The sequence below is a fragment of the Myxococcus sp. CA040A genome (assembly GCF_013336725.1).
Classification (GTDB): Bacteria; Myxococcota; Myxococcia; order Myxococcales; family Myxococcaceae; genus Myxococcus; species Myxococcus llanfairpwllgwyngyllgogerychwyrndrobwllllantysiliogogogochensis.
Genome location: NZ_JABUMR010000004.1, coordinates 837,511 through 860,474, shown reverse-complemented (window position 1 = coordinate 860,474; position 22,964 = coordinate 837,511). Strand labels below are relative to the sequence as shown.

The 22,964-nt window shown below is 70.3% G+C and carries 19 protein-coding genes; 4 read left to right on the top strand and 15 right to left on the bottom strand.

All coding sequences use genetic code 11. The features are described from left to right. Positions 1–4: 4 nt before the first annotated feature. Positions 5–427, bottom strand: a complete 423-nt coding sequence (locus HUA75_RS20545; RefSeq protein ID WP_141645835.1) for an NUDIX hydrolase — start codon at positions 425–427, stop codon at positions 5–7. Positions 428–496: 69 nt separating this feature from the next. Between HUA75_RS20545 and HUA75_RS20540 the strand changes: the two genes are divergently transcribed. From HUA75_RS20540 to HUA75_RS20530, 3 genes are all read left to right on the top strand, one after another. After that, positions 497–976, top strand: coding sequence for a hypothetical protein (locus HUA75_RS20540; protein WP_246137486.1), 480 nt, complete (start codon positions 497–499; stop codon positions 974–976). A 67-nt stretch (positions 977–1,043) separates the two neighbouring features. Further along, positions 1,044–2,999, top strand: a complete 1,956-nt coding sequence (gene acs, locus HUA75_RS20535; RefSeq protein WP_141645834.1) for an acetate--CoA ligase — start codon at positions 1,044–1,046, stop codon at positions 2,997–2,999. 288 nt (positions 3,000–3,287) lie between these two features. Further along, positions 3,288–4,643 (top strand): aminotransferase class I/II-fold pyridoxal phosphate-dependent enzyme, encoded by a 1,356-nt coding sequence (locus HUA75_RS20530; protein ID WP_174487349.1) that lies wholly within the window; start codon positions 3,288–3,290, stop codon positions 4,641–4,643. A gap of 258 nt (positions 4,644–4,901) precedes the next feature. Here the strand turns inward: HUA75_RS20530 and HUA75_RS20525 are convergent, their stop codons facing one another. From HUA75_RS20525 to HUA75_RS20460, 14 genes are all read right to left on the bottom strand, one after another. Further along, positions 4,902–5,531 (bottom strand): histidine phosphatase family protein, encoded by a 630-nt coding sequence (locus tag HUA75_RS20525; RefSeq protein ID WP_174487348.1) that lies wholly within the window; start codon positions 5,529–5,531, stop codon positions 4,902–4,904. Between the two features lie 62 nt (positions 5,532–5,593). Then, positions 5,594–6,229 carry a hypothetical protein gene (locus HUA75_RS20520; RefSeq protein WP_141645831.1) on the bottom strand — a complete coding sequence of 212 codons (636 nt, stop codon included), beginning with the start codon at positions 6,227–6,229 and terminating at the stop codon, positions 5,594–5,596. Continuing rightward, entirely contained in the window at positions 6,226–7,107 is an 882-nt protein-coding gene (locus tag HUA75_RS20515; RefSeq protein WP_174454893.1) for a ribonuclease HII, read from the bottom strand. Before HUA75_RS20515 ends, HUA75_RS20520 begins: the two co-directional genes overlap by 4 nt. A gap of 270 nt (positions 7,108–7,377) precedes the next feature. Further along, on the bottom strand, positions 7,378–7,761 hold the full coding sequence (locus HUA75_RS20510; RefSeq protein ID WP_174487347.1) for a carboxypeptidase-like regulatory domain-containing protein: 384 nt from the start codon (positions 7,759–7,761) through the stop codon (positions 7,378–7,380). 43 nt (positions 7,762–7,804) lie between these two features. Further along, on the bottom strand, positions 7,805–9,256 hold the full coding sequence (locus tag HUA75_RS20505) for a tetratricopeptide repeat protein (RefSeq protein WP_174487346.1): 1,452 nt from the start codon (positions 9,254–9,256) through the stop codon (positions 7,805–7,807). A gap of 12 nt (positions 9,257–9,268) precedes the next feature. Then, positions 9,269–11,038, bottom strand: a complete 1,770-nt coding sequence (locus HUA75_RS20500) for a M61 family metallopeptidase (protein ID WP_174487345.1) — start codon at positions 11,036–11,038, stop codon at positions 9,269–9,271. A 24-nt stretch (positions 11,039–11,062) separates the two neighbouring features. Continuing rightward, positions 11,063–12,493 carry an RsmB/NOP family class I SAM-dependent RNA methyltransferase gene (locus HUA75_RS20495; RefSeq protein WP_141645826.1) on the bottom strand — a complete coding sequence of 477 codons (1,431 nt, stop codon included), beginning with the start codon at positions 12,491–12,493 and terminating at the stop codon, positions 11,063–11,065. Between the two features lie 132 nt (positions 12,494–12,625). After that, the gene (locus HUA75_RS20490; protein ID WP_174487344.1) at positions 12,626–14,290 is read right to left on the bottom strand and encodes a metallophosphoesterase; all 1,665 of its coding nucleotides are present in this window, start codon (positions 14,288–14,290) and stop codon (positions 12,626–12,628) included. A gap of 128 nt (positions 14,291–14,418) precedes the next feature. Continuing rightward, the gene (locus HUA75_RS20485; protein ID WP_174466811.1) at positions 14,419–15,201 is read right to left on the bottom strand and encodes a hypothetical protein; all 783 of its coding nucleotides are present in this window, start codon (positions 15,199–15,201) and stop codon (positions 14,419–14,421) included. Next, positions 15,198–15,902 (bottom strand): DUF4956 domain-containing protein, encoded by a 705-nt coding sequence (locus HUA75_RS20480; RefSeq protein WP_141645823.1) that lies wholly within the window; start codon positions 15,900–15,902, stop codon positions 15,198–15,200. Before HUA75_RS20480 ends, HUA75_RS20485 begins: the two co-directional genes overlap by 4 nt. Before the next feature lie 12 nt (positions 15,903–15,914). Then, the gene (gene tmk / locus HUA75_RS20475; RefSeq protein ID WP_174487343.1) at positions 15,915–17,630 is read right to left on the bottom strand and encodes a dTMP kinase; all 1,716 of its coding nucleotides are present in this window, start codon (positions 17,628–17,630) and stop codon (positions 15,915–15,917) included. A gap of 6 nt (positions 17,631–17,636) precedes the next feature. Next, positions 17,637–18,350: a VTC domain-containing protein gene (locus HUA75_RS20470; RefSeq protein WP_141645821.1), complete on the bottom strand. Its 714-nt coding sequence runs from the start codon at positions 18,348–18,350 to the stop codon at positions 17,637–17,639. A 15-nt stretch (positions 18,351–18,365) separates the two neighbouring features. Beyond that, on the bottom strand, positions 18,366–19,697 hold the full coding sequence (locus tag HUA75_RS20465; RefSeq protein WP_141645820.1) for a hypothetical protein: 1,332 nt from the start codon (positions 19,695–19,697) through the stop codon (positions 18,366–18,368). 212 nt (positions 19,698–19,909) lie between these two features. Further along, on the bottom strand, positions 19,910–20,446 hold the full coding sequence (locus HUA75_RS20460; RefSeq protein WP_254627648.1) for a hypothetical protein: 537 nt from the start codon (positions 20,444–20,446) through the stop codon (positions 19,910–19,912). A gap of 196 nt (positions 20,447–20,642) precedes the next feature. On the opposite strand from HUA75_RS20460, the gene HUA75_RS20455 reads away from it, so the two are divergent. After that, complete coding sequence (locus tag HUA75_RS20455; protein ID WP_174468785.1) at positions 20,643–22,958, top strand: serine/threonine-protein kinase; 2,316 nt, start codon at positions 20,643–20,645, stop codon at positions 22,956–22,958. The last annotated feature ends 6 nt before the right edge of the window (positions 22,959–22,964 follow it).

Here is a 22,964-nt window from a genome sequence, read left to right as displayed (position 1 = left end):
CGCCCTACAGCTTCCGCCGCTGCCCGGTCCGCTTGTAGGCCAGGTAGTCGGAGAGGATGGTTCCGTGGTCGAAGCACAAGTCGGACGGCAGCGCGTCCAGCGCGAAGGTGCGCGCCTCCGCCGCGTCGTCCGAGCCCTGGGGAGCGCCCTCCGAGGTGCCGATGTACACCGTGGACAGCGTGTGTTGGCGAGGGTCCCTCTTCGGGTCCGAGTACGTGAAGAACTGCTCCACCAGCTTCACGTCGAGCCCCGTCTCCTCCTTCACCTCGCGAATGGCCGCCGCGTCCAGCGGCTCACCCTCGTCCACGAACCCGCCCGGCAGCGCCCACCCGATGGGCGGATTCGCGCGGCGGATGAGGACGATGCGTCCGCCGGGAAGCTCGATGATGCAGTCCACGGTGGGCTTGGGGTTGCGGTATTCGGGCATGGCCCCCAGTCTACCCCGACCGTCACGTCCGCACTGCACTCGATGCGTCCGTGGAGTATGGTGCGCACCGTGTCCACCGTGAGACGCTTCCGCCTGCTTGTCCCCGCCCTCCTCGTGAGCGCCATGTCGGGCTGTCTGCCCTTCAACCAGGACCCGGGTGACTACCAGTTCACTCCCGTGGAGGTCTTCCGCGACGAGTGCGGTCTCTACCCCGCCAACCAGGACCAGTTCCACGGCACCCTCCAGGTCACCGGGCGCGTCGTCCGCCTGGACTTCGGGCTGCTCGACACGCAGCTCATCGGCTACTTCCTCGCCGAGGGAGACGACTTCTCCATCGACGGCACCATCGTGAATGCCTCCGCCATGGTGCGAGGGCAGGAGTGTCTGCTCGACGAGGCCAACATCCACATCGACGCCACGACGCAGTGCGGGACGCGCTTCGATGGGGTGATGCGGGTGCGCTACCAGACCGATCAGCGTCCGACGGACTGCGCCTGCGAGCTGTGGATGCGTTTTGAAGCCGTCAAGGAAGCGAAGCGCTGCGAATAGCGCGCTTGAGCCTGGCCTCGCGGGTTCCTAGAACAGAGGGGTTGTCGCCCACTCCGTGGAGGAGCCCATGGCTGAAACGCACCAAGAGATTGTCTCGGTCCTGACCGAGGCCCGCGTCTTCCCACCGCCCCAGGCGTTCTCCCAACGCGCTCTCTTGAAGAGCATGGAGGACTACCAGCGCCTGTGGGACGAGGCCGCCAGGAACCCGGACAAGTACTGGGGAGACCGCGCCCGCGAGGAGCTGTACTGGAAGGAGCCCTTCCAGACGGTGCTCGAATGGAAGCCGCCGCACGCGCGGTGGTTCGTCGAGGGACGCACCAATCTGGCCTACAACTGCCTGGACCGGCACCTCGCCACGCGCCGCGACAAGCCGGCCATCCTCTTCGAGGGCGAGCCCGGAGACCGCCGCAGCATCACCTACGGAGAGCTGTCCACGCAGGTGAACCGGCTGGCGAACGGCCTCAAGTCGCTGGGCATCAAGAAGGGCGACCGCGTGGGCATCTACCTGCCCATGGTGCCCGAGGCCGCGGTGGCGATGCTGGCGTGCGCGCGCATCGGCGCAGTGCACTCGGTGGTGTTCGGCGGCTTCTCCACGGAAGCACTCCAGGAGCGCATGAACGACGCGGGCGCCAAGGTGGTGCTCACCGCGGACGGCGGCTGGCGCAAGGGCGCGGTGGTGCCGCTGCTCAAGAACGTGGAAGCCGCGCTGAAGACCATGACCACCGTGGAGAAGGTGGTGGTGCTGCGGCGCACGGGCGACTCGCTGGCGCTGAACGACTCGAAGCTCTTGGCGTGGGACGCGCTGGTGAAGGACCAGTCCGACACGTGCGAGCCGGAGTGGGTGGAGAGCGAGCACCCGCTGTTCATCCTCTACACCTCAGGCTCCACCGGAAAGCCCAAGGGCGTGCTGCACACCACCGCGGGCTACTCGGTCATGGCGTCGCTCACCACGCGCTGGGTGTTCGACTTGCGCGAGGACGACGTCTACTGGTGCACCGCCGACGTGGGCTGGGTGACGGGGCACAGCTACGTCGTCTACGGACCGCTGATGAACGGCGCGACGACGGTCATCTACGAGGGCGCGCCCACGCACCCGGCGCCGGACCGGTTCTGGGACATCATCGAGCGCTACAAGGCCACCATCCTCTACACCGCGCCCACCGCCATCCGCGCCTTCATGCGCCTGGGCGAGGAGCACCCGCGCAAGAAGGACCTGTCCTCGCTGCGCCTGCTGGGCAGCGTGGGGGAGCCCATCAATCCCGAGGCGTGGATGTGGTACCGCGAGGTCATTGGCGGCGGGCGCTGCCCCGTCGTGGACACCTGGTGGCAGACGGAGACGGGCTCCATCATGATTTCGCCGTTGCCCGGGGCCACGCCCACCAAGCCGGGCTCCGCCACGCTGCCCCTGCCCGGCATCCACGCGGAGATTTTGGACCGTCAGGGCAACGCGGTGCCGAAGGGGCAGGGCGGTCTGCTCTTCGTCACCCAGCCGTGGCCCTCCATGCTGCGCACCGTGTACGGCGACCCGGAGCGCTACGTGCGCACGTACTTCAGCGAGCTGCCCGGCAAGTACTTCACCGGCGACGGCGCGCGCACCGACGCGGACGGCTACTTCTGGTTGATGGGCCGCGTGGATGATGTCGTCAACGTGGCGGGCCACCGCCTGGGCACCGCCGAGGTGGAGAGCGCCCTCGTCTCGCACCCCCGTGTGTCCGAGGCCGCCGTGGTGGGTCGCCCCGACGACTTGAAGGGCACCGCGCTGGTGGCCTTCGTCACGCTCAAGCAGGGCCACGCCCCGTCCCCCGAGCTCAAGAAGGAGCTGGCCCAGCACGTCTCCAAGGAGATTGGCGCGATTGCCCGGCCGGATGAGATTCGCTTCGCGGAGGCCCTGCCCAAGACGCGCTCCGGAAAAATCATGCGCCGCCTGCTGCGCGACGTCGCCGCCGGAAAGCAATCCTCGCAGGACACCACCACGCTGGAGGACCTCAACGTCCTCGCGGCGCTCCAGCAGAACGACGAATAGCCATACCCCGAGGCAGGGCAGGGGAGCGTTGAATCAGGCCCCCTGCCTTCGCCCCCGTGGGACGTGGTGGCTCGGGTGCCCTACGTGAAACCACTCAGGTCGGAACTGCAACTGGGTTTCACCCTACGTGTGACGGTCGGTCTGCGCTAACAATCCGAAATATTCAGGTGTTGAGGAGTTGTTGACACTGGAAGATTACAGGGGCATTAGAGGCCGCGCTCACCCCCCCGAGCGCGACGCCCCGGGTCTTGTTTCCAGCGTCGTTTACCCTCCCCCTCGGATGTGTTCATGAATCTCCGCGATCAGCTCGACTCGCCGCTGTTCACCCATTTCATCGCCAACTACACGAACCCCACGGGGCCTGACTTGCTGGGCCGCACGGAGGCGTTCTTCGAGTGGCAGGAGTCGCGGCGGCAGACCGGGTTGTGGCCGTATTCGCGGAGCCTGGACGGGGCGCCCATGGCCGAGTGCGCCGTGCGCAGCGAGACGGGAGTTGCGCGGCAGGGTTTGAACTTCGGTTCGCAGGACTACCTGGCGCTGTCCACGCATCCGTCCGTGGTGGAGGCGGCGCACAGGGCCATTCGTGACTTCGGCGTGCACAGCGCGGGCTCCGGGATGTTCGGGGGGAACACGGCGCCGTCGCTCAAGTTGGAGCAGGCGCTCGCCGAGCACCTGGAGATGCCGTACGTGGCGCTGTTCGCGACGGGGTGGGGCGCGGGCTTCGGTGCCATCGCCGGGCTGGTGCGTCCCGAGGACCACGTGGTGCTGGACGCGCTGTCCCACGCGAGCCTGCAGCAAGGCGCGAACGCGGCGACGCAGAAGGTGAGCCGCGTGCCGCACCTGAACAACCGCGCGATGCGCCGCAAGCTCCAGGAGCTGCGCGCGAGCGACGCGGCCAACGGCATCCTCGTCGTCACCGAGGGCCTTTTCTCCATGGACTCGGACGTTCCTCGCATCGAGGAGCTGCAGACCATCTGTCACGAGTTCGGCGCGACGCTGCTCGTTGACGTGGCGCACGACCTGGGCGCGCTGGGGCCCAAGGGCACGGGCAGCCTGGGGGCGCAGAACCTGCTGGGGAAGGTGGACCTGGTGGTGGGTTCCTTCTCGAAGACGTTCTCGTCCAATGGCGGCTTCGTGGCGACGCGTTCGGCGGCGGTGCGCCAGTTCGTCCGCGTCATGGGCGGGCCGCACATCTTCTCCAATGCGCTGGTGCCGGTGCAGGCCGCGGTGGCGCTGGAGTCGCTGCGCATCGTCCGCTCGGAGGAGGGTGACGTGCTGCGCGCTCGGGCGATGGAGAACATCCTCGCGCTGCGCGCCGCGTTCGCCGAGCGCGGAGTGAAGTGTCTGGGGGAGCCGTCGAACGTGGTGCCGGTGCCGCTGGGGGACCCGAAGGTGGCGCGCGTGGCATCGAAGCTGGTGTTCGAGCGCGGCGTGTTCCCCAACCTGGTGGAGTACCCGGCGGTGCGCATCCGCGAGTCGCGCTTCCGCATGCAGGTGATGTCGTCGCACACGGTGGCGCAGATGAAGCAAGGCGCCGAGGTGGTGCTCAACGCCGTCGAAGAGGCCCGGACCATGCTCGAGGCCCCGCAGCCGAGCCCGTTACGGGTCGCGCGCGCCGAGTCAGGCAAGCGCGCCGAGGTCTGAGCCGCGCGTGTCGAGTCGGGCGCGCGCCGAGGTCTGAGCCGCGCGCGTCGAGTCGGGCGCGCGCCGAGGTCTGAGCCGCGCGTGTCGAGTCGGGCGCGCGCCGAGTCAGGCAAGCGCGTGTCGAGTCGGGCGCGCGTCGAAGTCTGATGCTCGAGTCGAGCCGGGCAAGTGCCAGGTCAGGTGCTCGCGCCGAGGTCTGAGCCTCGCGCTGTCGCCGCAATCGGCTCCCGCGAATCCCGGCGAAGCCGGCTGTGCCGCTCAGGTGTCGTCGAGGCTGTCGTCGCGCAGGTGCGTGATGTCACCCCACGTCACCAGCCGGAACGCGCCCTGGTGATAGTCGAACTGGTTCCAGCACGCGTTGAGCACCGAGAAGGCGCGCGGCGTGCTCGGCGGAATCCCCAGGCTGTGTCGGAAGAAGCTGCTCAGCACTCCTCCATGGGTGACGACGACAACGCGCTCCCCGGGGTGGCGGCTGCCCACTTCACCCAGGCACTCCACCGCGTGCCCCAGTCGCTGGGACGTGCTCTCGCCTCCCGGGACGACGAAGTCCGGCGCGTTGGTGGCGTACTCGCCGAAAATCTCCGGATGCCGACGACTCGCCTCCTCGCGGGTGAGTCCTTCGAGGATGCCCAGCCCGCGCTCCCTCAGCCGCGCGTCCGAGTGGACCGGGTGGCCCGTCCTCGCGGCGATGCGCTGGGCGGTCTGCATCGCCCGACCCAGGTCGCTGCTGTACAGCGCGCTGAAGGAGAGGGTGGACAGCCGTGTCGCGAGCGCGTCCGCCTGACGCAGCCCCTCGGCGCTCAAGGGGCTGTCCCGGTGGCCCTGGAGCAGCCCCAGGGCGTTCCACTCCGTCTCGCCGTGCCGCAGCAGGATGAGCTCGGTCTTCATGCCCGAAGCCTGACGACAGGCCCCGGGCGGGGCAAGGACTCCGTGCGTGACGTGTCAGCGGCTCAGCGTGCCCGCTCCATGTGCGTCATGCCTTCCTCCAGCAGCGCCGCCACGCCCCGGCGCACCACGTGGACGACCTTGCGGCTGTAGGCCGGGCCTCCATGGGTGTAGTGCCCGCTCACCTTGTGGTGCAGCTCCGTGGCGCCCCACACCAGAACCAGGTCCGCCCACTCCAAATCACTCCGCGCCCGGTCCGACGTGCGCCGCTCGGTGCCGTCCACCATGCGCAGGTCGATGTGGTGGCCAAGCTTCGACTCCAGCTCCTCGCGCACCGCTGGAGAGCCGCCCACCACCACGACCTTGCGCACGCCCAGGCGGTTGCACGTCTCCACGAAGGCGACCTCCGCCCGGTGGTTGGCCGAACCTCCGCAGCGCGCGCAGTGGCTGCGCGGCTCCACCCGCAGCGGCTCGCGGCCACTGGCCTGCGCCACCTTGAGGCACGCGCCATCCGCGCACACGGGGAAGAAGCGCCCCTCGAGCACCTCCGCCGCCTTGTGCAGCTTGGGCTCACTCATCCGCAGCTTGCCGGGACGCGTGAGGCCCGCATCCTCCAGCACCGCGCGAGCGCGCACCCGCGCGTCCGTCAGCGTGATTCCGCGGTCCGACAGCCAGCCGTCGATGTCTCGGTCCGTGCTCATGACTCTCTCCTCGTCGGAGACGGCACGGCGGAGAACAGCTCCGCCTGCACGGGGGAAGTTTCAGGAGAAGCCACCAGTCCCAACACCTCTCTCACCGGACCGAAGCTGCGCCGGTGGATGGGCAGGACCCCCTTCTCCTTGAGCGCCTGGACATGGCGCGCCGTCGGGTAACCCTTGTGGTCCGCCAGCCCATAGCCCGGGTAGCGCGCGTCCAGCTCCGCCATCAGCTTGTCGCGCGTCGTCTTGGCCAGGATGGAGGCCGCGGCGATGCTCATGGAGAGCGTGTCGCCCTTGATGATTCCGCGCTGGGGCGAGGGGCACTGCGGAATCGTCCGCGCGTCCACCAGCACGTAGTCCGGCTTGAGCCCCAGGCCTTCCACCGCGCGGCGCATGGCGAGCAACCCCGCGTGGTAGATGTTGAGGCGGTCGATCTCCTCCACCTCCGCGTGGCCCACCGCCCAGGCCACCGCGTCGCGCTTGATGGCGACCGCCAGCGCCTCGCGCTTCTGCGCGTCGAGCACCTTCTTCGAGTCGTCCAGCCCCTTGAGCCGGTAGCTCCTGGGCAGCACGGCCGCGGCCGCGACGACGGGGCCGGCCAGCGGTGCCATGCCCGCCTCGTCCACGCCCGCCACATGCGTGTGCCCCTGCTCCCATAGCTCCGTCTCGAAGCGCAGCAGGTGGCGCAGCCGCTGGCCCTCGGAGCGGTTCTTCTCCTGACGGGAGCGGATGCGCCGGGCGAGCGCCTGGGCGCCTCGTCGCGGATCCGCGTCGAGCGCCTCCAATAGACCGTTCGGGACGGGGTTCGCCTGGGTGACGAAGCGCTCGGTCAGCTCACCGAGGGCGCACTGAAGCCACTGTTCCCGGCTATCGATGGACATGCTTGCGGACCCGAGCGACTACCGGAACGGTAGGACTCCCCGATGAGGGAACGCGGTGCCCACCACAACACGTCCCCACCGCCGTACACACGGGAGCGCCCGACTGGTGGGTGGCTCCGAGGACGGGGATGTGACGCGAGGAGGCGGGCATGCGGGTCTGACGCATGCTGACAGCCGTACCGCAGGCGGCCGGCTCAATTCAACCTCCCTGGTGCATTCTCGCGAGGAAATCCTAGCGAACCCCGGAGAAGTTGGAGGCCAGATGAGTTCCTACGGACTCAACTCCAGCGTCAATGCGGCCGGCTCGGGTACGCAGTTGCAGGTGTCACACACCCATTCGACGCGGGAGGCAGGGGACACCTTGGCGCCGGCGGTGGCCACCACTCGCACCGGGCTGGGGGCGAGCCGCTCGTTGACGGCGGTGGTGACGCCGTCGCTGTCGGTGACGCCGGAGATGCTCTCGTTGGAGGTGAGGTTGGTGGCGGTGACGGTGGCGCCGCGCACCCGGGCTCCCTCCGCCGAGACGACCTCCACGCGCAACGCCATCAGCGTCGCCTCACAGTCGTCGATGCCGCGCTCCATGCGAGGCGCGTCATCACATCCGGAAAGCAAGCCGAGGCCGATGAGCCAGCAGAGTCCGCGCACGCGAAGCATGTGCTCAAGGTGATGCTTGTCCCTCCGCGCGGCAATGCCTGACTCAGTCGGAAGTGAGTCTCGTGCGCTCGCCCGCGTAGCGCGCCGCGCTGGTGTCCGGGTAGCGGTGCAGCACGTACCGGTAGACTTCCTCCGCGCGGGCCATCTCGTTCATCCGTTCGCCCAGCACGCGCGCCAACAGCACCAGGGCCCGGGGCGCGGTGGGCGCATCCGGTGCCACATCCGCCGCGCGCTCCAGCGCCGCTACCGCCAGTGGGAAGTTTCCTTCCACGGCCGCGGCCTGTCCGATGAACAGGTGGTGCTCGGCGGGCACACGCGAGGCGGGGAGTTGCTCCAGCGCGGCATACAGCTCCAGGGCCCGGGGTACATCGCGCCCCCCCACGGCCGTCGCCAGGGCGGAGAGCTGCTCGGTGGCGCTCGCCTGGCTCGCCCCGGCTTCCCCTCCAGGAGACGCCGCTTCCGTGACGTGCTCCGTCAAGAGCCCTGTCGAGTGGAGCGACGGTGCATCCTTCAGCGGCCGGGTGTTTCCCAGCACCGGCTCCAGGTAGTCCCGCGCCTCGCCGTAGCCCACCTGGTCTCCCCGGACGTACAGGAGCAGGCCCAGCACGTGCGCCGCGAGGAAGGGCACCACCAGCGTGACGCACTCCGCCAGGACGCGGGAGACGATGACCAGGTCCAGCGCGCGCAGCCCCGCGGCCACCCCATGGGCCACGCCCTGGAGGAGCACCAATAGCGCGAGCACGAAGGTGGTCAGCAGGTAGTCGGAGCCCAGGCCCCGGGCCAGCCGGAGCACGAGGCGTGGGTCGAGCATGTGCCACGGCGGCTGGCCCGTCGCGGCGAGCAGGAGCCCCATGGGCAGCCACAGGCCCCCCAGGAGCAGCAGGGCCCAGAGCACCGGGGCCTTGAGCAGGTCGGGTGGCAGCTCCCACTGGATGAACCAGGCGAAGGCGTCCAGCTTCGCGTGGGCGCCGGTATGGGTCAGATACCCGTAGGCGAGCGCCGGCAGGGCCGCGAGCACGAAGACCATCAGCCCGCGCAGGCCCGGGACGATGGCGTCGCGGAAGATGTCGCTGAAGTCCGGGATGTCCAGCGACGTGTCGCCGCGCGCGGACTCCTGGACGAGGCCGAAGAACGTCGCCCAGAACAGGCCGCCGTAGAGGGCGATGAGCGGGGCCCGCATCAACAGGAACGACATCTCCGCGAACCAGGCCACCGTCGCGAGGAACAGGCTCAGCGCCACCAGCAGTTGGAGTCCCGCGGCGGAGAAGGGGTAGCGCCAGGCCTTCTTCAGCCGGTGGGACAGCGGCACCGCACCGCGGTGGATGCCGAGGACCTGTGCGTCGCCGCCGCACGGTCCGCAGGCGACCAGCTCCACTGTCTGGACCCGGCGCCCCACGGCGCACTCGGGGCACAGCGCCGCGCCACAGGACTGGCAGCGCCAGCCGGCGAGGGCCTTGGGATGACGCTGACAGGCGGCCGCGGTGGTGGGAGGCATCTTCCCGGCAGCCTACGTCGTGCCAGGGGCCTCGTCCCAGGGGGCGCCGAGCCAGGCCTGATAGGCGGACTTCTGCGCCTCGCTGGGCTTGTCCACGCGCGAAAGCCACACGGCCTCCGTGGGCTTGGCGCCGAGCACCACGGGAACTTCCACCAGCCTGTCGCGGCGGAAGACCGTCACCCGCACCGTCTCCCCGGGCTTGCGGTCCTCACAGCGGCTCATCAGCGCGGCGCCGTCCGCCTTCCAGCCGTCGAGCGCCACCACGTCGTCCTCGGCGTACAGCCCCGCGTCCTGCGCCGGCGAGCCGTCCAGCACCGTGGCCACCGTGGCGCTCCCCTTGAGGGTGACGCCCAGCCAGCCCTTCGGCTTGGACTCCTTGCCCTTGGGCGGCGTGCCTCCGCGGTCGCTCGCGGACTCCCGGATGCGGAAGTTCATCTCCAGGCCGACGTGCGCGAGGACCGAGTAGTCCAGCTCCTCGGTGGTGCGCAGCGCCCGGTCGAAGAAGGGCGTCAGGTCCACGCCCGCCACTTCGTTCGCCGCGGCCTCCACGCCGTCTTCATTCACGCCGGAGCCGTCCCCGTGGCGGCGCCACAACAGCCGCAGCACGTCATCCAGGCCGCGCGTGTCGTTGGTGGCCCGGCGGATCTCCAAATCCAGGAGCGCCGACACCACCTCGCCCTTCAGGTAGTAGGAGATGGCGCTGTTGGGCGAGTTCTCGTCCGGCCGGTAGTGCTTCACCCAGCTCACCAGCGACGCCTCCAGCAGCGTCTGCGTCCGCCGGCCCGGCGTCGAGTGCAGCGCGGTGAGCGTCTCGCCCATCCGCGTGAGGTAGCGCTGCGCGGACATCAGCCCCGCGCGCCGGACGATGAGGTTGTCGTAGTACGCGGTGGTTCCCTCGAAGGCCCACAACAGGGAGGTGTAGTTCTCCTTCGAGTAGTCGAAGGGCACCAGCGCCCGGGGCTTCACCCGCTTGACGACCCACAGGTGGAAGTACTCGTGCGCGGCCAGCGTCAGCAAGTCCTCCCACCCCCGGCCCGTGGACAGCGCCGTGCGGGGGAAGAGCAGGGCGGTGCTGGCCTGGTGCTCCAGCCCGCCGCGGCCCTTGTCCGTCAGGTACAGGAGGAAGAGGTAGCGTTGCAGGGGAAGTCCGCCGAAGAGGCGGGCCTGCACCTCGCACAGGCGCTGGAAGTCCGCGCACAGCCGCTCGGGGTCCGTCGGTATGTCACCCCAGACGATGATGTCGTGCGGCACGCCCGCGGCGGTGAAGCTCAGCGGCGTGTGGGGGCCCACCTCGAAGGGGCTGTCCACCAGCGTGTCGTAGTCCGAGGCGATGAACGCCCCCGCTCGCTGCCCCAGCGCGCAGAAGGTGCTCCAGCTCGGCGGCGCGTCCACCGTGACCTGGTGCTCCAGGCCCCGCGTCGCCTCCGTGTAGAGGAACACGGTGGCGCCGTTGAGGTACGCGTGGGTGCCGTCCACGTGGCTGGTGCGCACCGTCAGCTCGTTGGCGTACACGCGGTAGCGCAGCGTGACGGCCTGGCCTCCGGCGCTCACGCGCCAGGTCTGCTTGTCCACGCGCCGCACCGTCAACGGCGAGCCGTCCTGCGTCGTCGCGGTGAGGTCCTGGACGTGCCGGGCGAACTCGCGCACCAGGTAGCTGCCCGGCGTCCACACCGGCATCAGCGCGTCGAGCACGGTGGGGCCCGCCGGGAAGGTGACCTCCACTTCCACCAGATGCGAGTGGGGCCGAGGCAGTGAGACGCGGTAGCGGACGGACGGGGACATGGCCGGGCCTTTCTTCCAGGCAGGCTACTTCGCTCGGACGAGGACGGCTCCGAAGAAGCCATCCGTGCCGTGGGTGTGCGGCGCCAGGCGCAGGAACGGGCCAGGGCCCACCTTCGCGCCCAGCTCCGGCCCCAGCAGCTCCGCCACCGGGCGCACGGTGTACTCGGGGTGGCGCGAGAGGAAGTCCTCGATGACGGCCTCGTTCTCCTCCCGCAGCACGCTGCACGTGCCGTAGATGAGCCGGCCTCCGGGCTTCACCATCCGCGAGAAGCGCTCCAGGAGCGCCTTCTGCCGGGCCACGTGCTCGGCCAGGTGCTCGGGCGTCAGGCGGTAGCGCGCGTCAGGCTTGCGGCGGAAGGTGCCGGTGCCGCTGCACGGCGCGTCCACCAGCACCCGGTCCGCCTTGCCCGCGAGCGAGTCCAGCGAGGAGTCCGCCTCCGGCCCCTCCGCGGCGATGAGCTGGGCGCGCACGTTGTGCACCCCGGCGCGGCGGGCCCGCTTCTTGAGGTCCTCCATGCGCCGCGTGTCGATGTCCAACGCGTGCAGGTCTCCCCGGTTCTTCATCTGCGCCGCCAACTGGAGCGTCTTGCCACCCGCGCCCGCGCACGCATCCACGACGCGCGTGGGGGGCGCATCCACCAGCATGCCGAGCAGCTGGCTGCCCTCGTCCTGGATTTCGAGGAAGCCTTCGCGGAAGGTCTCCAGCGAGAAGACGTTCATGCGCGTCTCCAGGTGCAGGCCCATGGGCGACAGCAGGGAGGGCTTGGACTCCACCTCCTCGGTGGACAGGCGCTTCGCCAGCGCGTCGCGGTCCTCCTTGAGGAGGTTGGCGCGGACGGTGAGGGGAGCGCGCTCGTTCATCGCCTCGGCGGCGCGCGCGGCGTCCTTGCCGTACTGCGCGAGGAAGCGCTCGGCGAGGAAGTCCGGCAGCGAGGCGGCGATGGGGAAGCGCTTCTTCTCCGGCAGGGCCTCCAGCGCGGCGGCGGCCTGGGGCAGCGCGCTCAGGGCGGAGGCATCCGCGGGCGTCAGCGACGAGGTGCGCGCCACCTCACCCAGGGCATCTCCGTGCAGGACGCGCGAGGTGGCCAGGCGCAGGACGTCCTGACGGGTGGAGTCCAGCGAGTCGAACTGCGGATGGGCGCGGGACAGCAGGAAGTCCACCGTGCGCTGGCGGCGCAGCAGGGCGTAGACGCGCTCGGCGACGGCGCGGCGCTCCGACGAATAGAGGTTCGTCTTGCGGCGCAGCGTGAAGTCCAGCGCCCGGTCCGACAGTCGCCCTTCATGGCGCACCAGCGCGTACGCCTCCAGGCAGGCCTGGAGCACCAGGTCCTCTCTCACGGGCCGAGGGGAGCGCGCCTGCTCCTTGAGCGTGGGCTTCTTGCTGTGCGTACGCTCGTTGGAGGACTTCTTCGCGGACGGTCGCGAGGTGGGGCGGAATTTGGATTTCTGGGCCATGGCTGCAGGGGCCTTTGCATCCCCCGGGCGGGTTGACAAGCGGGGAAAGCAAACCCGGGTGGTCAGGGGACGCTCGGTCCACCGACACACCCGGGCGGGGGGGCGCTCACCGACGGGGAGCGAGACGGGTTTTCAAGGACGTCGGCCGGCGCGGCGACGGCGGAGCAGGCCGGCCACCATCAGCCCGGCGGCGGGGAGCAGCGCGGCCGTGGGACCCGCGGCGCAACCCCCACCGGACCCGCCGCCCTCATCGTCGGTGCTCGGCGTGCCCGTCGTCGGCGGGGAAGGGCGGTCGTCCGGGTTGCCCGTGGAAGGGGTCCCCGCGTCGGTGCCGCCACCACTGCCGCCATCTTCGCCTCCACCACCGCCACCCGGGGCCGCGGAGACCGTCACGACGGACGTCGCGGTCCGCGTCACCGCGCCGAACGTCGCCGTCGCCGTCACGGTGTACTGGCCGGCCTTGGCGTACGTGTGCTCGGCCGTCGTGCCCTCGGCCGCGCCGCCGTCTCCGAAGTCCCAGCTCACGGGGACGACCGAGGACGTCGTCGCGCGGAAGAGGGCGCGGTGGGGCGCCACGCCGCGCTCGCCCTCCACGGTGACGGACAGGGCATCCGCCGGGGGCGGCTGCTCCACCGGGGGCAGGTCCTTGTGCAGCGTAAAGCTGTCGAGCACCGTGTCATCCGTGGTGATGAGCTTCGCGGTGAGCACGCCCTCCACCACCTCCACGTCGAGGAAGCCGTGCGCCTTGTTGTCGCGGACCTGGCTCCAGCTCGGCTGGCCCTCGGAGAACGCGCGCAGGGCCGCGCCGCCGCCGCCCACCACCAGGTAGGGGATGCCGCCCGAGGACGCGACGCCGTCACCCTGCATCGGCTTGCTGCGCTCGTAGTTGTGGTCATGCCCCGTCAGCACCAGGTCCACGCCGTACTTCTCGAAGATGGGGCCGAACTGGCGCCGCATGGTGAGCTGCGAGCCGTGCTCGCCGCTGGACCAGGGCGGGTGGTGGAAGAAGACCACCTTCCACGGCTGCGTGGTGCCGGCCAGGTCCGTCTGCAGCCACGCCTTCTGGTCCGCCAGCGAGCAGCGCTCCGCCGCCGACAGGCCAATGGCGCAGTTGGAGTCGAGCGACACGAAGTGCACGTGCCCCCAGTCGAACGAGAAGTAGCGCTCCGAGCCCGCCGGGTTGTTGGTGGGCATGTAGAGGTTGTCCAGGTACGGCTGTCCCTGGTTCGTCACGTACTCGTGATTGCCGGGCGAGGCGAAGAGGGGGACCTCCGCCAGCAGCGCGGCCATGGGCGCGAAGAGGTGGTCCTGGAAGTCGGCCTCGGTGCCGTCGGGGTAGGCGTTGTCGCCCAGGGCCACGAACAGCTCCGGCTTGCGCGCGAGCATGTCGGCGGCCACCGCCTTCTGGTCCGAGCCGCCCGTGCCGAAGTCACCCACGGCGGCGAAGTGCACGCTGCGCGTTCCGGGCTCGGGCGCGGTGGTGAAGCGCTTGGTGGGTGTCTTGAGGCCGCAGGCGCTGACCTCGTAGGAATACTCGGTGCTGGGCTTCAGGCCGGTGAGCACCACGGCATGGACGCGGCCCGAGGCCTCCGAGCGGGCGACCTCACTGACGGCTCCCACGCCATACCGCACCTCGGGCGAGCAGTTGGCCGCCAGACGGAACGCCACCAGGGCGGTGTCCGGGCCGACTTTCTGGAGGTAGGGGTCGCGGGCGAGGACGCCCGCGGAAGCCACGGCCGACACCAGGGTCAGGGCCACGGCCAGGGGAAGCGGGTTGAAGCGGGTCTTCCGATGCATGCAGCCTCCTCCCGAACCATTTCGGGACGGAGGCCCAACCGTTCACTCCGCGACCTTCATCCGGACGGGAAGTGGGCGCCGGGCGGCGAGGCAAGCCCTCGCGCACCCGACGCCTGTCCCGCCGGGCGCTACTTCTTCACGTCATAGGTCGCGAGGTCCTCGGTGCGCTCACCCTCCTCGCGCACCTTGCCGACACCGGGCACCAGCCAGTACGTGCGCTCCTTGCCCTCCTTCACCTCGCCAGCGTCGTTGAGCTTGTCGCGGCGGACCTTCACGGCGTTGGTGAAGGTGCCGGCCCGGGTCTGCACCGTCGCGTTCACCTCCAGCACGCGCCACGTATAGGTCGGGTCGCTGTCCTCCTGACTCCCGTCACCCATCACCGTCAGCTCCTGCACGGCGCTGGTGAAGGACCAGGGCAGTGAGCCCGGCGCTCGCGACAGGGACTTCACCGTGGAGGGAGACCAGGTGGTGGTGCGCACCTGCACCCCGTCCCGGTGGTCCTCTTCGCGAAGCCGCACCACCAGGCCATTGCTCTGCTCAAGCTGCCACGAGTACTCCTCGTAGAGGATGCCGGTGGCCACCCGGTCCTGCCGGCTGTGCACGAGCACGCCCGTCGTTCCCGCCGGTGCCCCCGGCACCTCGCGCGGCCCCTGCACCGTCACGCGCTTCTGGAAGTTGCCGTGCACCGGGTCCTGGATGTCGTAGACCCAGACGGAGCCCGTCGTCAGCGGCCACAGCGTCTTGGAGGCCGTGTCGTCCGGGTTGTTGTCGTTCGGGTCCTTGTCGCCCGGCAGGCCCACGTCTCCGCCTGGCGAGGGACCCGGTCCATCTCCATTCGGCAGGCTCCCTCCACCACCACACCCCACCAGCAACCATCCGGCCGCGAGCGCGACCACCCACCTGCGTGTCATGTCAGCTCCTCTCGTGTCCCCTTGGGGCCTACCGCCGTCCACCGCAGCCCCCGCAGGGGCGTGCCCTCCGTCCGTCCCAGCGCCGCCGTCAGCGAGCCGGGCACGGGCTCCTCCACTTCCAGCTCCAGCCGCCGCCCGTCGAAGTCGAGCGCGCAGCTCTTCACCAGCACGTTGCGCTCACGCAGCGCGCTCCGCAGCGATGCCTCCGCGCCCACCAGGTCGTCGGCCTGCGCGGACACCAGCAGGCGCTGCCGGGTCGCCACGGGCGTCTCGCGGTTGAACAGGTCCAGCACGAACAGCAGCGCCGCCACGAACACCGTGCCGACACCGGCGAGCCCCAGGCTTCCGTGGCCGCACGCCATGCCCAGGCCAATCATCAAGAAGAGGATGGCCGCGTCGCGCGGGTCCTTGAGGCCCGAGCGGAAGCGCACGAAGCCGCCCAGCCCCACCAGCCCGAAGGCCTTGGCCACGCTGTCGCCGATGACGGCGGTGATGACCGCCGCCGCCGCGCACAGCAGCACCTGCGCCTGAATCATGTCCGCCTTTGGCAGCGCCCGGCGCATGGGCAGCCGCCAGGGACGCAGTGACAACACCGTGCCGATGAACGCCGCCGCGAGCATCCGCGGCAGCATCACGGTGATGGACAACGAACTCATCTCCGCCTTGGCGCTCTCGAAGAGCGCTGGAATCGAAACCTCCATGTCGGGGCTCCCCTAGAGCTCGACCAGCTGTGTGGCCGCGTCCGCGACGACGCGGCTTGGGCGGACCGTGGTGCCCCGAGCGTCGAGCGTCGACGCCGTGGCGATGACCGCATAGGCATTGCGCAACACCGGCAGGCTCGCGGGGCGTGCCTCCAGGACACGTGAGATGAGCGTGCGTGCCTCGGGCCCCAAGGGCAGCCCCTTGAGCGAGGACAGCACGGTGGCGGGCCAGCGCTTCGCGTGGGCCACCCGCAGCTTCCACGCGCGCGGGTCGTTCATGCCGTCGACGGAGTCCAGCGCCTCCTTCGTCTGCGAGGAGCCCCGCTCACGCAGCGCCCACGCTTCCTGCGAGTCGAGTCCGGTCAGCGAGCGCAGCACCAGCTTCAGCGCCTTGCCCGCCAGGGCCTCGCGCAGTCCGCGCGCCACCGGGGTGTCCAGTCCCTGCGTGCCGCGCAGCACCGCCAGCCGGTCATGGGGCAGGAGCGCCTCTCTCAGCGCGTCCGCCCGCGCGTCCGACAGGCCTCCCAGGCTGCGCGCGGTCTCCACGAACAACGAGCGCTGCACGCCGGCCTCGCGCACCAGCCAGGACTCCTCGCCGTCCACGCCGGAGAGGCCCAGCAGTACGTCGGTGAGGCGTCCGTCCTTCATGCCGCGCTCGCGCAGCGCCCACGCCTGGGGAGAGCTGTCGCCCTTCAGGCCCTGCAGCACCTCCGACGGAGCCTGGGCATACAGCCGCTCGCGCATCATCGACGCGCGCGCGCCGGTGAGGCCGCCCAGGCCGAGCGCCACCTGCGCGGGGGCCAGCGGCGCCAGCACCTCTCGCAGCGTCCACGCCGCTTCATCCCCCAGGCCCAGGAGGCCCCGCGCCGTGAGGGCGGGGAAGCGCTCCACGAAGGCCAGTCTGCGCTGGTGCGCCATGAGGCCGGGCAGGCCACCCAGCATCCACACCGCCAGCGACGGCTCGCGCAGCTCCACGGTGTCCAGTGCCTGGAAGAAGCGCGCCTCCACGTCCTCCACGTCCACGGGGCCCGAGTGCACCGGCGTCGTCGACTCGGGGACGATGCGCTGCACGGGCGTGTCGCGCCCCTCCAGTCGCGCCACCACCGCGTCCACGAGCCGCTGCTCCAGCACGTGCAGCGGCGCGTCGTTGTTCTCCAGGATGAGCCAGCGTCGAGGGTCCTCCTTCGCCAGGGCGAGGAAGGACTCGCGCACGCGCACCGCCAGGCCCGCGCCCGCCAGACCCTTGCGGCTGTCCCCGTCCGAGCCGCGTCCCGCTTGGGCCTTGCCCAGCCGCTTGCGCCACCTCGCGAGGTCCGGGTCCACATCCACCAGAATGACCAGGTCCGGCCACAGTCCCTGCGAGGCCAGCTCGCACGCGGGCCGCAGCTCCGACATGGGCAGTCCCCGGCCCCCTCCGCTCAGCGCGAGCTGCGAGTACAGGTAACGGTCGGTGATGCACACCTCTCCCCGCGAAAGCGCGGGCGCCACCACTTCCTCCAGTTGCTGCGCGTCTCGCGCCAGATTGAGAAAGAACTCCGCGCGCGGTGACATCTCCAGCAGCCGCGCATCGCGCGTCAGCTCCCGCACGCGCCGGGCCGTGGACGAGCGCAGCTCGCCTCCTTCCCGTGCGTGCGCCACCCGGTAGCCGAGCTTCTTCAGCCTCCCGGCCAGCAGGTTGGAGAGCGTCGTCTTGCCGCTGCCGTCAATCCCCTCGAAGTCGATGAACACGGTGCCTTATCCCCTCGCGACCCCATCCACGGCGAAGGCATGAACCCTCGCCATCCCCTCTGCGAACTTGCTGTACGTTGGCGCGCCGCCCGGATTGAGCGACGACAGCCAGTCGGGCAGCTCCTGCCCCAGGTGCTTCACCTCCACCACCACGCGTCCTTCGCTCCACAGCGGCGGTCCCAGCCGCTCCGTCGTCAGGGCAAGCTGGGACATGGCCAGCTCTGGAGCAATCTGGTGGTAGCCAATGTCCCGGTCCACCGTCACCCGCCACGCCTGCGACGCCTGATACACGTGCCGCTGGTACGTCACCGCCAGCACCGGCAGCAGGCTGCCTCCGGTGATGAGCGGCAACAGGCGCGCGCCCCCTCGCAACACGCGCCCCAGGTCCGAGCGCGGCACCCAGACCCGACGCTTCTGCGTGAGTCCATGACGCTCGCGCTTCACCTCCAGCACCACGCGCTCCACGCCGCCGGCCCCCACGTCCGGCGAGTACTCCTTCGTGCGGACCTTGAGGCAGTCCTCCGGCGTGCGCAGCGCGCGCGACGCCAGGGGACAGCCCGGTCGGTCGAAATAGACGGACACGATGCGCGTGGGTCGCGGCATCTGTCCCTCCAGCTCCATCGACAACCGCGCGCACAGCGTGAGCGCGGCCTGCTCTCCCAGAACCAGCTTGAACTCACGCCGGAGTCTGGTCACTTCTCCCTCGGCGAACGAGAGCATGGCGTGTCTCCGTGATTAGAAGCGGGTGGCGAGCTGCAGCGAGTACTCGAGGCCCGGCGCCTCGTCCCCCGGCCGCAACGCGCGCTCCACCTGGAACTGCCCCCGGAATCGACTCCCCAGCAGCAGGTTGAGACCCCCGACCAGCGAGTGGCCCCGGCCTTCCACATCCCCTCTCAACTGCAACCCCTCCGCGCCCACCACCGGCTGGAGCGCCCACTCCGTCGTCACCGGCACCGTCCAGCTCGCCAGCAAGAGCTGCGCGGTGAACGGACCCATGGGCAGCCGTCCCGTGACGACCTCACCCGTCACGTTCAGCCCGCCCAGCTTCAGCTCCGCGTCCGCCGCCACCGCGTGGCGCCGTGCGCGGTCCAACGCCTCCGCCACGTACGTGCTGACCCCCAGGGTGAGCATCTTCTTGAACGGACGCACGCTCACGCGTCCGGCCAGGTCCTCCTTGGTGCGCACGCCCAGGTCATCCTTGGAGCCCTGGAACACGCCCGCCGACACGCGGACATCCCAGAGGCTCTTGAGCCGCACCTCGCCCATCAGTCCCATCCGACGGCCACCCAGCTCGTGCACGTCCCCCAGGTAGTCCTCCACCAGACCGCGTCCCTGGATGGGCAGGCTCCACGAGCCCTCCAACCGGCGCTGGAGGAAGGGGGCCTTGAACTGGCCGCCGTAGAGTCGGAAGCGCTTGCTGTCGTCCGCGAGGCGGACGAAGGCGTCCTTGAGGATCGACGAGTCCGCGAGGTCCGCGCTCACCTCGGCCTCCAGGTTGGACAGCGACGTGCCCACGCCCACGCGCGCGGAAGGGATGCTCAGCGCGCGCTGGTACTTCGCGCGCTCGTCCGCGCTGGCGCGGGCGTAGACCCGGCCGAAGACGCGCACTGTCTGCACCTCCTCCTGAGGCGTGTCGTCGAGCGCCGTGGAGTCCTCTCCCAGCGAGTCCTCCTGCTGCGCGCCGGGCTTGGACTTCTTTTTCTTCTTCGGGTCCGCCTGCTGCGCGGGCTCCGGCGTGGGCTGTGCGTTCGTCGGCGGCACCGGGCTCACCGCGTCGCCGGTGTCCCCAGGCTGGATGCGCGGGGGCAGGGCCTGCGCCAGCGCGCCCTCCGTCAGGCTGCTCTGGGAAGGCTCCAGGGGCTCGGAGCCTTCTGGGGGTCCGCTCTCGGGCGCTTCCACGCCATCCACCACTCCGCCCGAGAGCGGATCCTCCGCGGCCACCTGCTCGGCGGCCTCCAACCCCGCGTTGCTCGCGGAAGCCGGAGCACCCGCCAACGCCGGCCCACTCAGGAGGACCGCGACGAGGAGGCCCCGCCTCCCCAGATCATCCAACCGCCACCCGCCCATGTCCCCGCCTCCCCATCGCAGCCGCCAGAGGGCTTGTGCAACTGCGGTGCCCGAATCGACAACGTCGGGTGGAGGACGGCGTGGGCGGCGCGCGGGTGTGCCAGGGCGCGAAAACGTCGTGACCAGGGCGTTACAAGGCCCTCGGTGGGAACGGAAGTTCCACCGCGAGGGCAGCCGGGCCTGTACGAATGTCGATCAGCCGGTAGAAGGAGTTACCGGTTGGACGCCGCATCCGGCGGCGGGACGGTGGAATCGCGTTCCTCCGTGGACGCGGAAGACTCCAGCGTCGTCGTGGAAGCGGTGGCCGTGCCAGCTTCTGGCGTGCCCGAGGGCGAGGCCGGGGCCTTCATCCTCCGCATCGCGCCCCGCACACCCCAGACGAGCGCCGCGCCGGAAGCCAGGACGAGCAGGCCCCAGCTCAACTCCGGAGGCAGGGGCTGGGCGGCCACGGTGACGTAGCCCGTCAGGACCTTGAGGTGCGTGTTCTGGTAGCGGATCTCCAGCTCGTAGAGGCCCGGCTCGTCGAAGGTCAGCTCGGTGTGCCAGTTGACGCCGTCGCGCGTCAGCGTCTTCGTCACCTGGGCGGGCGAATCCTTCAAGTGGACGGTCAGCGTCAGGGGGCCGGTGAACTCGGCGCCCTCGAACGCGCCCACGTGGAGCGACAGCATGGCGGGCTGGCCCTCCCGGGGAAGGGCGGGGTGAAGCGTACCCTGCAGGCGCTCCTCGGCATCCGCCCAGCGCAGCTCCATGACGTCGCCGCGTCGCTCCAAGCGGAGTTGATCCGCACCCGGAGTCGCTGCGAACGCACCCGTCGCCAGCAGGCAGGCAATCAGCACCCCGAGCGAATTCCGTGCGCGCCACCTTTGCCTCGGCGGCGGCTGTCCCATAAGATGGCGACCCCTGACGCATTCCATCTGAGCCAACTCCCCCGGCCAGAGTACCGGGATGAACCCTCAATCATTCGGGAAATATCAGCTCCTGAAGAAGCTGGCCACCGGCGGCATGGCCGAGGTGTGGCTGGCGCGTCAGTCGGGCATCGAGGGGTTCCACAAGAACCTCGTCGTCAAGCGCATCCTTCCGCATCTGGCGGAGGACCGTGAATTCGTGGAGATGTTCCGGAACGAGGCGCTCATCGCGGCGCGCTTCAACCATCCGAACATCGCGCAGGTCTACGAGTTCGGCGAGGCCAACGGCACCTACTACATCGCCATGGAGTTCATCCACGGCGAGGACCTGGGCCGGGTCATGCGCAAGGCGGCCAGCGCGGGGCAGTGGATAGCGCGCCCCCTGGCCATCCGCATCGTCGCGGCGGCGTGCGAGGGCCTGCACTACGCCCATAGCCGCACGGACGACGCGGGCCGGCCGCTGCGCGTGGTGCACCGCGATATCTCGCCGCAGAACATCCTCATCAGCTTCGACGGCTCGGTGAAGCTGGTGGACTTCGGCATCGCCAAGGCCGCGGACCAGGCGTCGCTGACCAAGTCGGGCGCCATCAAGGGCAAGTTCGCGTACATGGCGCCGGAGCAGGCGGCCGGCAAGCCGCTGGATGGGCGCGCCGACATCTTCGCCATCGGTCTGGTGCTCTACGAGCTGCTCACGGGCGTGCGCCCGCTCAAGCGGGACTCGGAGCTGGCCACGCTCCAGGCCGCCATGGAGTGCGCCATCCAGCCGCCGTCGCAGGTGGCCGACGTCCCGGAGGAGATGGACCCGGTGGTGATGCGGGCCGTCACCAAGAACGCGGACGACCGCTACCGGGACGCGCGCACGTTCCAGACGGCGCTGGAGGAAATCCTCGTCGGCCAGCGCTGGGTGGCCGGCTCGGTGCAGATCTCCGAGCTGATGGAGACGCTCTTCGCGGACCGACTGGCCGATGAGAAGGTCCAGGGCCAGGTCGTCCCGGTGGACGACGACGCGTCGGGCAACTCGGGCTCGCCCGTGCCTCCCACGCCGCCCCCTCAGGAGCGCGGCCGGGGACGTCCGTCGTCCGCGGACATGAGCTGGGATGCGCCTCCAGGTGAAGCCTCCGCGCCCCGCGAGCGAGGAGGCCGCGCCGCCCCCTCGCGCTCCGCCCCGCCCCCGCCGCCGCGTCGCACGGGTGCCTCCGCGCAGCCGGTGGTGGAGGAGGACCCGGGCGAGTGGGACGCGCCCTCGGGCGACCTGGACGTGCCGCCGCGTCGCCGGGGTGGAACGTCGGACTCGATGCGCCGGCCCAGCAACGCGAACGTCACCCAGGTGGCGCGCACCAGCTCCCGCTCGGACCTGCGCAGTGCCGTCACCAATCCCGGAGAGCCGCCTCCGTCGCCGCCGCGCCGCTCCATGACGCGCGCCCAGCCGGTGGTGGACGTGGACGCGCCCCCGCCGCCGCGCTCCCGCACGTCCGCGTCGTTGGACCTGGACGAGCGCACGCGCATGGAGGACGAGGACGACGAGCGGACCATGCTCCCGCCTCCGGAGCCTCCGCCGCGCCGTCGCACGGGCATGCAGTCGCAGGTGTCCGCGCCCGAGCAGCCTCCTCGCCGCCGCACCTCCAGCCGCGCGGAGATGTCCGTGCCCCCGCCGTCGCGCTCGCGCGTCTCGCTCTCCTCGGCGCCCGCCGTGAGGCCGGACGACGATGTGGACCGGGCGCTGTCGGACGACTCGCGCCGCACGCGCCGCACCATGGCGACGCGCAACGTGGCCACGCTGGGCTTCATCGTGGGGTTGCTGGCGGTGGTGGCCATCTTCCACAAGCCCATCCTCGCGGTGCTCAGCGCCACGGCGTCGGACGGGCAGGGCGTGCGCCTCACCATCAACACCAATGAGCGGGTGAAGGTCTCCGTGCGCCATGCGAATGGCTGCGGCGGCTCGCAGCCCATCACCGAGCTGGGCATGACGCCGCTGACGCTGGTGTCGGGCGCCCACCTGCAGGATACGCTCATCCTGGAGAACGAGCAGCAGGGCATCTACAAGGAGGACACGGACACGCTGGCGTTCGGCGAGCCGGGTCAGGCCAAGGTGCTCACCCAGGAGTTCCGCCGGGGGAGTCTGCTGCTGCTGCTCAAGCCGGACAGCGTGCGCAACATCACCGTGCGCCGCAGGGACCAGGACGTCGGCATCTACCAGGGTGGCAACGGCAAGGGCCTCAAGATTGAGCTGATGGAGGGCAAGCACAAGCTCGAGCTCAATGGCGGCCCCTTGAAGGAGCCGTTCCACTTCGAGGTCGACATCAAGCCCAACAGCATCAACCGCGAGACGCAGGACCTGTCCGCGTTCCTCGGCTGAGGGCTC